This is a genomic window from Marinomonas pontica, from assembly GCF_026191375.1.
GTDB lineage: Bacteria > Pseudomonadota > Gammaproteobacteria > Pseudomonadales > Marinomonadaceae > Marinomonas > Marinomonas pontica.
In genome coordinates this window covers 1-12180 of record NZ_JAODTL010000044.1, presented here as the reverse complement: position 1 = coordinate 12180, position 12180 = coordinate 1, and the positions used below count along the sequence as shown (strand labels likewise).

The following is a 12180-nucleotide window of genomic DNA, read 5'->3' as shown; positions in this document are numbered from 1 at the left end:
TGCTTACTGGTCGGAAAAAATATTACGCAAGAAACTCGGTTGACTTGGCAGCTTGATCAGTTGCAGCCATTGTCTTCTTCTTATCAGAAAACCGTTGATTCGGATGCCGTATTAAGTGAGTTGGCGTATCTGGCCAAATTACCTAACTCGGTTGGTTCGGATTCGCTAAAGGGATGGCTTTCGTTGTTGTTGTCCGTGTTAGATGACATAGCGTTGGTTGAAAGTGATGTGGACCTTATGCCTCTTGGCACCGTATTTTGTCAAGAAAGTGAGCGAGTGATGCTGGCCATGGGGGTCGAGGCGAATCGAGCCAAAATCGATTGCTCTGGTGGAGACTGGCGCAAAAGTGGTTGCGGTGGACGCGCATTTTCGTGGATTGATTCGTGTGTTACTGATGATGGTGATGTCGAACGACATGGCGGAGCGTCGTTTGAGTGTCCGCTTCAATAAGACTGAGCTTGAAATGGTCGCCATGAATGACATGGCTTTGCGGCCGCTGTTTTTTTGGATGATCAAAAGATTGTTAGCGGACGTCAATGGCCAACAAAAAAACGCTTCAAAATGGCGCTCTACAATTAAACATGGCGATGCAAGAGCAAGAAAGCGATGCCCTCAGCCTTCTTTGGCCCCAAATCGTGTGGTGGCTTGGGTGGCCAATGATTACCCAAATGCCGATGCTGTTTCTGAGGCGCTGGAGCGATTTGGTTTGATTGTTAAGTCGTATGTGTCTGTAGACAGCTTTTTTACACAGTCCAGTGCATTAAGCCAGTTTGATGCGGTATTAATTGGTTGTGACAAAGAGACTGAGGCCCAAGCCAATATCACTTTGAGTCTAAAACTGAAACACAAGCGAGATCATCTCCCAATAGTGTGGCTTAACAGCACGCTTCCCGTCGACGTTGCAGAACATGTCTACACATTACAAGGGGGCTTTTTTGACTACAATTTATATCAAGTGCTACTAAAAGCCTGCTCTGTGGAAGGAATCTGCACTGTGCACGCTAATGAGCAAGACATGTGTTGGGTCATGGTGGGCGGTAGTCGAGTAACAAAAGCCATTTGGTATACGGAATTAGAGCAGTACAATATCGCCACTCAGTGGTTAGCGGATTTGCACAGCCATCATGTGGTGTTGTCGTATCAGCCGAAGGCGGTGGTTGTCTTGTTGGAAGCGCAACCTGCAGCGGAAATAGAGGCGGCTCAGTCTGCGTTTCCAAATGTGGCTTTTTATTCTGTACAAAGGTGGCCAGAAATGCCGGATAATGTGGTTTTTTTCGACATGGTTTCACCTAACTCTAGTGAGCAAATACGTTTTTTTACCCAAGACGTTATGAAACAAAATACAAATTCTAGGAGCAATGAATGAGCGTAATTGGACTAATCGGTGCGATGGACGAAGAAGTCGCGGTGATCAAGGCGTGGATGACCGATGTTCGTGAGCAGTCGATAGCAGGCTGTGATTTTTTTGTTGGGCAGTTCGAAGGCAAAGATGTGGTGTTGCTTAAATCGGGAATCGGCAAAGTCAATGCCGCGGTGTCGACCACGTTATTGTTGTCTGAGTTTACCCCCGAGTATGTGATTAATATTGGTTCTGCTGGTGGGTTTGACCCTGATTTACAGGTTGGCGATGTGGTGATATCCGATCAAGTGGTTCATCACGATGTGGATGTCACCGCGTTTGGTTATGCCATGGGTCAGGTGCCAAATATGCCTGCGACATTTTCTGCGGATCCCCAGCTGGTTGAGCAAGCCAAACATGCGCTGTTGTCGGTAACACAAGTGCAAGCCAAAGTAGGTCTGATTGGGACGGGCGATAGCTTTATGAATGATCCAGTTCGTGTTGACGCTGTGCGCACGATATTTCCTGATCTTGTGGCCGTCGAGATGGAAGCGGCAGCGGTAGCGCAAGTTTGCTTCAAGTTTGGAACGCCTTTTGTGGTTGTTCGATCCTTATCTGACATTGCAGGGAAAGAATCACCTAAGAGCTTCGAGGAATACCTGAAAGTGGCAGCAGAGAACTCTTCTCTGATGATCCAGCAGATGTTGAAAGGATTCTAACGTATGGGTTTTGGCAAGGGTCACATGGTTGTGATGTGTCTGGCGACGTGCTGGCCCTTTGCTGCTTGTAATGCAGAAGACGTTTCGACAGTTGATGAAGAGTCATCTGTTGATTCGGTTTCGTCAGAAGAATCAGACGCATCATGGTGGCTGAGTTCGCATGCCTCGGTGTCCAAAACCATCGGTAGCTGGTCGAGCAATATAGACTCTTTTTATCAGGTAAGCAGAGTCAGCAGGCCACAGACAGTAATTTGGAAATACGTTTTGGTAGTGTCTTGGGCAATAGCGAACGTTCCGGATTTTTTGACTTTCATGTTCAGCTGCAGTTGCCGAATACACAGGACCGTTTGCGCCTTGTGGTTGAATCTGAGGCCGATTCTTTGGCTCCTGAGAGCATACAAGGTGAATCTTCTCAGCAAGACAGCGTGGTTAATTCGGCATTGAAGTCGAGCATTACCGCTGCGGTTCGCTATATTAAACAAGATATTGGTCTGGATATTGATGCGGGTGTACGCGTGGACTTCCCTTTGGATCCGTTTTTGCGCCTTCGTTTAAGGCAAGGCGATACTAGCGGAGCTTGGAATTGGTGGCAAAAACAAGAAGCGTTTGCGTATTATTCAAAAGGAGTGGGCGCGCGTTATGGTGTAGGTTTAGGCTACGCAGTAAGTCCGACCTTGGGTATGGGCTCTGATTTTGGCGTGACATGGCTGGATAAAGAAGGGCTTTTTTATGTGCGAGAGAACTTCTCTGTACAGCATCGTTTGAACGAAAAAAATCGCTTGGGCTATCAACTGAGTTTTCTTCAATCTGGAGAAAATGCGATTGCGTCGGACAGTTTTTTATACAATGTGCAATATGAACGGCTCATTTATAAAGATTGGCTGATTGGCCAGGTTAAACCTCAAATGACCTATAATGCAGAAGACAACTACGATGGCGTCTTTTCGTTGACGCTATCGCTCGCGATATTGCTCGGGCCTGAGTACTTACATTAACGGCCACACAAATATTGAATTTTCTTGCGTGTGATTAGATTTGCTTTCCGGTAACTCGTATAATGCCGCGCTCTAAGACAATTAGTACCTACCGCTTCCAAGAGAATGAGTCATGAGACCGGATCAGATCCAACCTGAAATGTACCAAGAACAGCTGTTAGAAAAGCAGTCTGCATTAGCCACGTTAATGGCGTCGCTGTCATTGCCTGAAATGGAGGTCTATGCAAGCGAACCATCCCATTATCGAATGAGAGCAGAGTTCCGTATTTGGCATGAAGGCGATGATTTATTCTATGCGATGTTTGATTCTGCTGATCCTAGAACCCCCATTCGAACGGATCAGTTTTTGGCCGCGTCCGCCCTTATTAATGAGTTAATGCCACAGTTGTTGGATGCGGTACGGCATGTTCCGGTGCTGCGATATAAACTTTTTCAAGTGGATTTTTTAACGACAACCACGGGTGAAGCGCTCATTAGCTTGCTTTATCATAAGCCGATCGACGATGAATGGAATGCGGCCGCGCAGCAATTAAATACAGCGTTTCCTGCTTGTCACTTTATTGGCCGTAGCCGCAAGAAAAAGCAAATCTTGACGCGCGATTTTGTGATGGAAACCTTGCACGTTGGCGGGCAGAAGTTTCATTATCAACAGGTAGAAAACAGCTTTACTCAACCGAACGCGGGTATTAACGAAAAAATGCTGGAGTGGGCGTTGGATGTCACCAAGCACGCTGCGGGTGATTTGCTTGAAATGTATTGTGGTAATGGGAATTTTTCTATTCCATTGGCACGACATTTTGAGCGAGTCGTTGCCACTGAAATCTCCAAAGTGTCTGTGAATTCGGCGCAGCTAAATATTGCGATGAATGGTATGAGCAATGTGCAAGTAGTGAAGATGGCCAGTGAAGATGTGTCCGCGGCATTGAATGGCGATGCTGAGCTGCCTAAGAGTCTTGTGCAAGCCGGTGTCAGTGAGCTGTCTCCTTCTGTGGTGTTGGTTGATCCCCCTCGTGCAGGGTTGGATGACGCCACGGTCGAATTAATTCGCAAAATAGACTCTATTTTGTATATCTCCTGCAACCCTGAAACGCTCAAATCAAATTTAGAGGCGTTATCCAGTACGCACGATGTGGTTCGTTATGCCATGTTCGACCAGTTTCCTTATACACATCATGTGGAAACCGGTGTTTATTTGGAGCGTAAGAAAGGTTAACCATCAAAAAAGAGGCGATTAGGCCTCTTTTTTTTATTGAGCGGTGTCCGCATGGAACGTGTCCAATGTGTATGAGTTTTGTTCTTATCATAATGAAAGACATTCTTGTATCTTGAATACGACAGAGAATGTTCTGTGTTAACATATTGACGTGAATTTTCCCCCACCATAATAGAGAAGTCGAACGAGCCATGAGCAACACCTCACTAGACAAAGGCAAAATCAAAATCTTGTTATTAGAAGGCGTTCATCAATCTGCATTAGATGCATTGCATGACGCAGGCTACACCAACATTGAATACCATAAAACGGCACTTGCGGAAGATGAGTTGATTGAAAAAATCTCTGAAGCACACTTTATCGGTATTCGTTCTCGTACACAGTTAACTGCAAACGTGTTAGAGCATGCTAACAAACTGGTTGCTATTGGCTGTTTCTGTATTGGAACAAACCAAGTTGATTTAGACGCAGCAAGCGAAAAAGGCATTGTTGTCTTTAACGCGCCGTACTCGAATACGCGCAGTGTTGCTGAGTTAGTGTTGGGCCAATTAATTCTATTACTGCGCGGCATTCCTGCGAAAAACGCAGCTTGTCATCGTGGTGGCTGGATTAAGTCCGCAGTAGGTTCGTTTGAAACTCGTGGTAAGCGTTTGGGTATTATCGGTTACGGCAGCATCGGCACTCAATTGAGTGTTTTGGCAGAATCTTTGGGGATGGAGGTGTGTTTTTATGACATCGTCACCAAATTGCCACTGGGTAATGCTCGACAAATTAAGAGTCTGAAAGAGCTGTTGTCAACCAGCGACATCATCAGCTTGCACGTGCCTGAAACCAATTCGACTAAGATGATGATTAGTGCGAAAGAAGTGTCTCAAATGAAGAAAGGTTCTATCTTCATTAACGCATCACGCGGCACTGTTGCCGATCTTGACGCGGTGGCGGAAGCGATTAAGTCTGGTAACTTAGGCGGAGCCGCGGTTGACGTTTTCCCCGTGGAGCCAAAAGGCAATGACGAAGAATTCGTCTCGCCGCTGCGTGGCTTAGACAATGTTATTTTGACGCCTCACATCGGTGGTAGCACCATGGAAGCGCAAGAAAACATTGGTATCGAAGTGGCAGATAAGCTTATTAAGTACTCTGACGTGGGGACAACTACGGCAGCGGTTAACTTCCCTGAGGTGGCGTTGCCTGCTCAGTCTGATAACCACCGTATTCTTCACATTCATGAAAACCGTCCGGGTGTGCTTTCTAAGATCAATGCGATCTTCTCTGAAAATAACATCAACATTACCGGTCAGTACCTTCGTACAACGGAGAAGCTTGGCTACATGGTAATGGATGTGGATGCAGAAGAGGGCGAATTGGCACTTGAGAAAGTGAGAGAAGTGGAAGGAACGGTTAAAGCGCGCGTTTTGTTTTAAGCTTTTCCCTCGTTGCTAGTGCTCAATGTTAGAGCTAAAAAATCCAGCTACGGCTGGATTTTTTGTGTCTGTGTTTTGTTCATTCAAGTCAATCTTGCGCGCTAGCTGATCCCTAGCGTTGTTGTGATGTCTTGGATTTTTTGTTTGATATTGTCGGTTACACCAGACATAAACTCTTCTGTTTCGTTGGCTTGTTCTCTGACTTTGACAACGGATGTATTGAGGCGATTCATGCCAAGCTTTTGTTCAGCGGCATACCCCGTTGCTTTTTTAGCCAAATGGCTTGATTGTTCAGACTTCTCGAGAATGTCCTGGGCGGATTGACCGAGCGCTTGAGTCAGGCTTATTTGCTCTGCTGAGGCTGACTCAATCAGGTCTAAGTTGCTTTTAAGTTGGCTGGTGGCTGACGTCAGCTGAGAGAAAATGCCGGTAATTTCTTCCAGTGACTGCTGGGTTCTGCTCGACAGCGTGCGTACTTCTGATGCAACCACAGCAAAGCCTCGACCATGCTCGCCGGCTCGCGCCGCTTCAATCGCAGCGTTCAGTGCTAGCAAGTTTGTTTGCTCTGAGATGTCTTTGATGCCACCGACTATAGAAGACGCGTTCGACACCGAGCTCTCTAAATTATCCAGAGCGTTTTTGCTGCTGTTTAGGCGCTCTACGGTGGTCTGATTGGCGATCGCCAACGACGCGGCTTGGTCGACACTGTGGGTCATGGCGACATTGGTTTCAGTGGCGTAATTTGCCACTTCTTGCGCGCGAACTTCGGCTTTACTGGCAAGAGTTTCGACTTGGTTTGACATGCTAAGGGTGTCGTCCAGTTCTTGCTTTGATGCCATGCTGATTTGATGTACCTGAGCAAAGGAATCCAACATGTCATTTAGTGATAATGAAATGTTGTTGAGCTCTGTGTCTCTTTGTTGGCGCTGTACGGCAATTTGTTCGAGATAACGATTCAAATAATGCGCAACGTCGGACAACTCGTTTTTGTTTTTCCCAACTTTAAGTGTGCTGATGTTTTGATGTTCAACCAACTCTTTTACAGCGTTGTAGAGGTCTCTGGCGCTTTTGACGACGACCTTGTTCTGGAAAATATGGACAGAAATAGTGGTCAGAATCATCAAAATAACAAACACAGAAAAAGCCAATAGTGTTTGTTTCTGAGTGTCTTGAGCACTTTCTTGAATGTCTTCTGTGCCAGCTTTTAAGATGGTCTCCAGTTGGCTAATCAAGGCGCGTATTTTGTTTTGTGCGGTAATGGCTTGTTGGATATTAATCAGACTTGAGTCGACATCTTTTAAATATCGCCCAGACCAAGTGTGAAGTTCGCTCTTGGTTTCTTCCAATGGATCGACTTCGTCTTGAGCGTCTTCTGACTCACTTGCCCAGCCCATAAGGGATGATAGGTCGTCCCCCGCCGATTCTTCTTGGTTTTCGCCAAGACTCAATATCGGCAGTTTGCTGAAATCTTCAATATGCGATTGAAACAAAGTAATGGAGTCGACCAGCCGCTGATAATTATCTGGAGTTTTATTGGCTAGGTAATCGTCTTTGGCGCTGCTGACGTGTGCAAGGTCGGCATACAACAGAGCTTGGCTCGCCAGATAAGGGGCAGCTTCTTGTAGGCCGTTTTTGGCTTGATAAGAGAGGACTTTGTCGGCCAGCGTATCCAAAGACAGCAGTGTTTGGTGTTCATTGTTTTCGATCAAGGCAAAAGGATTGCCGGACAGTTTTCCTGCGGCACGAACATCCGATTGAAGGCTGTTTTCTATTTCTATTAGCTGTTCGTTAATGGGGTCTTTTATCGTGTCAGGCAGTGAATTAAGGGCCGGACGAATTTTGGTCTCAATAAAGTCCTGCGCACTTTGCAATGCAGACGCTTCACCCGATGACAAATACCCTTCGATCTGTTGTTTCAAATCGATAGCAGAGTATTCCCAGACTTGGGTGTAGCTGTCACTTTGCTCAAAGGCGTTGCGGAATTGCATTAAGCTCCACAGCAGCAGGGCAACAAGCATGGCGGCAATAATGAAGTAACTTACCGTAGTGGTACGTGTTACATGAGATATTTTCAATTCTTTCCCCATTTCACTTATAAAAATCTGACCGTGCGCCTACATTAATACAGTTATATTGCAAAAATGTGACAGCGAACTGTTGGTCGGCTTGATTGGGGTGGTGCTTTTTTATCCAGCAGCGACATTTTGTTGGCTTTTTGCGCCATGACTTGTGTTAATCCTGTCCAAATGGAAAAAAGCTTTCCTGGTCACTTTTTCGTCATTATTTTGTATTAGATTAGAAAGTATATTGAACGTTTGTTTAATAAAAAGTGTTTGGGCACGGATGTGTCTTTCCTAATGAACTAGCTAATAATCCAATAATAAAGGAGCTCTAGAATGACCCTTTCCCGTCGACAATTCGTGAAAGGCGCCTCCATTGCAGGTGCTGTTGCCGCTACGCCATTTTCGATTAATAACGCCATCGCCGCGAATAAAGAACTGCGTATTTACGCATGGGCTGGCTACATTACCGATGAAATGCTAGCGGACTTTAAGGCGAAAACCGGAATTAATGCGACGTTTACGCCGTATGGAACAAACGATGAATTGATGAATTCGCTACGCGCAACCGATGGAACTGGCTTCGATATTATCATGCCAACGGTTGACCGTGTTCCTGGCTATGTTGATTACGATCTTGTTCAGCCTCTGGATGTGAAACGTATTAATTGGAGTGGCTGTCTAGAGAGCGCGCTGGCTGGCTCCGATGTGGGTGGTATTGTCAAAGGGAAGCGCTACTTTGCGCCTTCGGATTGGGGAACAGAGGCGATTGCTTACAATAAGAACGATGCAAAAATCAGCAAAGAACTAAGCTACGGCGATCTTTGGTTACCAGAGAATTCTGGTGGCGTAACGGTTCGTGGCCATTCTGCGTTAGTTGGTATCGGTTTGTGGTTAGAAAATGCGGGCAAACTGCCTTTCCCTTTGTTGGATTCGTATAAAAACGAAAAAGCCATGCGCGCGAACTTTGATGTCATTCTAAAAGTGGCGACAGAGCATAAAGCGTCGATTGCTCAGTTCTGGTCAACAGAAAACGAAGCGCAAGGTGCATTTCGTACCAATGGTGCAACGATTGGCCAAACCTGGGACAGCACTGCATTCAAGCTGCAATCAGAAGGTGAGCCTATTGCTTACGGCGCACCAAAAGAAGGGGCGTTGGCTTGGATGGAAGGTTTTGTTATTCCTAAAAATGCCAACAATGTGGATTCGGTTTATGAGTTTATTAATTGGTATTACACGCCAGAAGCAGGCGCTATGTTTGTGAAAGCAACAGGCTATAACTCCACAGCGAAAGGCGCGGATGCATTATTGCCTGCTGAAACGAAGCAGTTCTTCCAAGATTCTTACAGCAAACAGGATCTTGCCAACTTGTGGTGGTGGCCAATTCAAGAACCATGGTATGTCGCATTACGTAACGAATATCAAGACCGTTATTTGTCTGCATAACACCTCGAAGGCCCTTTGTGACTTTACGTCGCAAAGGGCTTTTTTGTATCGAGACGATTGTGTCAAGAAAATCAACCAGCGAGAGAAATATGGATAGTAGTGTTCATTTAGATAATACCGTCATGCAATTTGGGGACTTTACCGCCATTCAAAAAACCGATTTAACGATTCAATCCGGCGAATTTTTTAGTTTCTTAGGCCCTTCTGGCTGTGGCAAAACCACTATTTTAAATATGATCAGTGGTTTTATTGATCCCACCCAAGGCGATGTAAAAATTGGCGGTAAGAGCATGCGTGGTGTGCCAGCAAATAAGCGTCCAACGTCGATGATTTTTCAAAACCTCGCCTTGTTTCCTCTTATGACGGTGGCCGAGAACATTGAGTTCGGCTTAGAGGTTCGCGGTGTTTCGAAAAGTGAGCGCAAAAAAGCTTCTGACCGCTTACTTGAATTGGTGGCGCTGGAAGGAAGTGGCACCAAAAAAGTATCTGAGTTATCAGGAGGTCAAAAGCAGCGGATCGCCATTGCTCGTGCCTTAGCGGTTGAGCCTCAAGTATTGTTATTAGATGAACCCTTGTCGGCATTGGATTTAAAGCTACGTCAGCATATGCGCACGGAACTTAAAGCCATTCAGCGAAAAACGGGCATCACCTTCATCTATATTACCCACGATCAAGGTGAGGCATTGACGATGTCGGATCGTGTTGCGGTGATGTCAGCGGGTCGTATTCAGCAGGTTGCTGATCCTATCACCTTGTATCGTGACCCCCAAACGTCTTTTGTTGCGTCATTTGTGGGTGAAAATAATGGCGTTAAAGGTGGGGTGATTGAGTCCAATTCGGATCTTGTTGTGTTGGATTGTGGGCCGCTGGGTAAATTGGCAGGGCGATCTCAGGGTAGCGTTAATGTGGGGGCGGATGCGACGTTGTTTATTCGCCCTGAGCATTTTAGGTTACAAGCTGAATCAGGTATGTACTCGTTGCAGGCCACCATTGATGAGGTGAATTTCGAAGGCGCGTATTTGACGTTGAATGCGAATACCGCCACTCATCAGGCTTTGTCAATTCAGTTAGGCACGCATCAGTTCTCTGAGTCTTTAAAGAAAGGTGCGCCTGTTAGTCTTTCTTATCATGAGCAAGATGCCATTGTGATTGCGGGAGAGGGTCATGTTTAGTCAGCTAAAGTCGCGTTTTGGCAGCGGATTGGCGGTTGGCATTATTGGTATGATCGCTGTTTGGTTAATTGGTTTGGTGATTTTGCCTCAGCTCTTAATGGTGGATTACTCGTTCCGACCGAATTTATTGCCTGCCGATATTGGTGGGCCAAAAGACGCTTACTCCCTGACAAATTACGAAACCTTATTTAGTAATAAAATACATTTAGCCATCTTTTTCAAAACGATTTGGTCTAGCGTGTTAGTGACGTCTTTAACGCTCATGGTGAGTTATCCAATTGCGTTTTATCTTGCCAAGGTTGCGACGCCTCAAAAGGCGGCGTTGTGTTTATTGTTACTGATTATTCCATTTTGGATTAATGAAATTTTACGAACCTTTTCTTGGTACATTATTCTTGCTTATAAAGGACCGCTGAACGCGCTGCTGTTAGGCTTAGGAGTTGTCGATCGACCAGTTCGCTTTTTGTCAGGTGATGGTGGGGTGTTGATCGGTATGGTTTACGCCTACATATTGTTTATGATTTTTCCTATTTATAACGCCATAGAGAGCTTGGATACCAATCAGATTAAAGCGGCGCGTAATTTGGGGGCTGGCTGGATTCGTACTCACTGGCGTGTGGTGATTCCTCATGCTAAACCGGGTATTGCGACGGGGTGTATCATGACCTTCATGTTGGCAGCGGGAAGTTACGCTGTTCCAGCATTACTAGGCTCTCCGGGTAGTCGTTGGTTCACTCAAATCATTTACAACTGGTTTTTTGAAGGCGGCGATTGGAACCAAGGTGCTGCTTATGCGTTCTTACTGCTTATTATCTGTATCGGTTTTATCGCTTTGGTCATGCGTGTCTTTAAAGTGGGTTTGGGGGACATTGCAAAATGAAGTCTGAAACTATTATGCGCTTCGCTGTACGTTTTTATATCGGCGTTTTTTTTATCTACTTATTCACACCGCTTATTATTATGGGGCTGGCTACGTTTAATGATAGTCGATTCCCTACGGTTTCGCCCTGGAAGGGGGCAACGCTTAAATGGTTTGAAGCACTGGCTCAAGATGGAGCCATGTGGACGGCACTATGGACCAGTGTCTTGGTAGCGGCCGGTGTGTTGGTGGTTGCGGTGCCTATTGGTATTTGCTGCGCTTTGTTTTTATCGACAGTACAGGGGAGAGGGAAAACTTTTCTTTATTCGCTGATGATGTCGCCCCTATTAACACCGGGTGTGATTGTGGGGATCTCGACACTTATCTTTTGGAAGGGGTTGTCGGTGAGTGGTGGTGTCTTCTTAACCGTCGTTGCCCAAACGACCTTTATTGCAGCTTATGTCATGTTAATGGTATTGGCTAGGTTGCAGCGCTTTGATCGGACGCTGGAAAATGCGGCGCTGAGTTTGGGGGCCACTCAATGGCAAGCGTTTAGACGCATTCTCTTGCCTTATTTAAAGCCTGCTATTATCTCCGCTGCAGCCATTGCCTTTCTACAATCATTTGAAAACTACAACACAACCTTATTTGTTAAAGGTTACGACACAACTTTAACGGTTTATATCGCTTCTAAAGTGAGAACGGGTTTGACGCCTGCCGTAAATGCACTGGGATTAGTGATGATTTCTATCACTATCATTCTTGCAATTGTCTATGAAGTGAAGCGACGACGAGAACTTTCTGTCAGTTCTTAGTGGATACGACCGATGAATTTGAAATGGAAAAGGCCATTATTTGTATAAATAATGGCCTTTTTAGTGTCTTTTGATGGTTTGTTGATCAGTTTTGGGGGGCGGAACAAATAAATATGACAAAATAATAAAAAACCTTAAAAA

Annotated in this window: 11 protein-coding genes and 1 pseudogene; 10 read left to right on the top strand and 2 right to left on the bottom strand. The window is 45.6% G+C overall.

Features of this window, described 5'->3' with window-relative positions:
• The 3 genes and pseudogenes from N5P32_RS11935 to mtnN all read left to right on the top strand — a co-directional run.
• Positions 1-450: pseudogene (locus N5P32_RS11935) on the top strand (hypothetical protein); the annotation flags it as partial.
• On the top strand, positions 356-1366 hold the full coding sequence (locus N5P32_RS11930) for a hypothetical protein (protein WP_265729283.1): 1011 nt from the start codon (positions 356-358) through the stop codon (positions 1364-1366). The pseudogene N5P32_RS11935 and the gene N5P32_RS11930, both read left to right, overlap by 95 nt.
• Positions 1363-2058 carry a 5'-methylthioadenosine/S-adenosylhomocysteine nucleosidase gene (gene mtnN / locus N5P32_RS11925; RefSeq protein WP_265729282.1) on the top strand — a complete coding sequence of 232 codons (696 nt, stop codon included), beginning with the start codon at positions 1363-1365 and terminating at the stop codon, positions 2056-2058. Before N5P32_RS11930 ends, mtnN begins: the two co-directional genes overlap by 4 nt.
• 20 nt (positions 2059-2078) lie before the next feature.
• Here mtnN and N5P32_RS11920 read toward each other — a convergent pair whose 3' ends face one another.
• Positions 2079-2258: a hypothetical protein gene (locus N5P32_RS11920; RefSeq protein ID WP_265729281.1), complete on the bottom strand. Its 180-nt coding sequence runs from the start codon at positions 2256-2258 to the stop codon at positions 2079-2081.
• 75 nt (positions 2259-2333) lie between these two features.
• Here N5P32_RS11920 and N5P32_RS11915 point away from each other — a divergent pair, with 75 nt between their 5' ends.
• The 3 genes from N5P32_RS11915 to serA all read left to right on the top strand — a co-directional run bounded on the left by N5P32_RS11915 (position 2334) and on the right by serA (position 5687).
• Positions 2334-3053: a hypothetical protein gene (locus tag N5P32_RS11915; protein ID WP_265729280.1), complete on the top strand. Its 720-nt coding sequence runs from the start codon at positions 2334-2336 to the stop codon at positions 3051-3053.
• Between the two features lie 112 nt (positions 3054-3165).
• Positions 3166-4266: a tRNA (uridine(54)-C5)-methyltransferase TrmA gene (gene trmA / locus N5P32_RS11910; RefSeq protein ID WP_265729279.1), complete on the top strand. Its 1101-nt coding sequence runs from the start codon at positions 3166-3168 to the stop codon at positions 4264-4266.
• A gap of 191 nt (positions 4267-4457) precedes the next feature.
• A complete protein-coding gene (gene serA / locus N5P32_RS11905) occupies positions 4458-5687 on the top strand; it encodes a phosphoglycerate dehydrogenase (protein WP_265729278.1) in 1230 nt (409 codons plus the stop codon).
• Between the two features lie 101 nt (positions 5688-5788).
• Here serA and N5P32_RS11900 read toward each other — a convergent pair whose 3' ends face one another.
• A complete protein-coding gene (locus tag N5P32_RS11900) occupies positions 5789-7762 on the bottom strand; it encodes a methyl-accepting chemotaxis protein (protein ID WP_265729277.1) in 1974 nt (657 codons plus the stop codon).
• A 321-nt stretch (positions 7763-8083) separates the two neighbouring features.
• Here N5P32_RS11900 and N5P32_RS11895 point away from each other — a divergent pair, with 321 nt between their 5' ends.
• From N5P32_RS11895 to N5P32_RS11880, 4 genes are all read left to right on the top strand, one after another.
• Entirely contained in the window at positions 8084-9193 is a 1110-nt protein-coding gene (locus tag N5P32_RS11895; RefSeq protein ID WP_265729276.1) for an extracellular solute-binding protein, read from the top strand.
• Positions 9194-9282: 89 nt separating this feature from the next.
• A complete protein-coding gene (locus tag N5P32_RS11890) occupies positions 9283-10365 on the top strand; it encodes an ABC transporter ATP-binding protein (RefSeq protein WP_265729275.1) in 1083 nt (360 codons plus the stop codon).
• Positions 10358-11245: an ABC transporter permease gene (locus N5P32_RS11885; RefSeq protein WP_265729274.1), complete on the top strand. Its 888-nt coding sequence runs from the start codon at positions 10358-10360 to the stop codon at positions 11243-11245. Before N5P32_RS11890 ends, N5P32_RS11885 begins: the two co-directional genes overlap by 8 nt.
• A complete protein-coding gene (locus N5P32_RS11880; protein WP_265729273.1) occupies positions 11242-12039 on the top strand; it encodes an ABC transporter permease in 798 nt (265 codons plus the stop codon). The genes N5P32_RS11885 and N5P32_RS11880 overlap by 4 nt, the downstream gene beginning before the upstream one ends.
• Positions 12040-12180 lie beyond the last annotated feature (141 nt).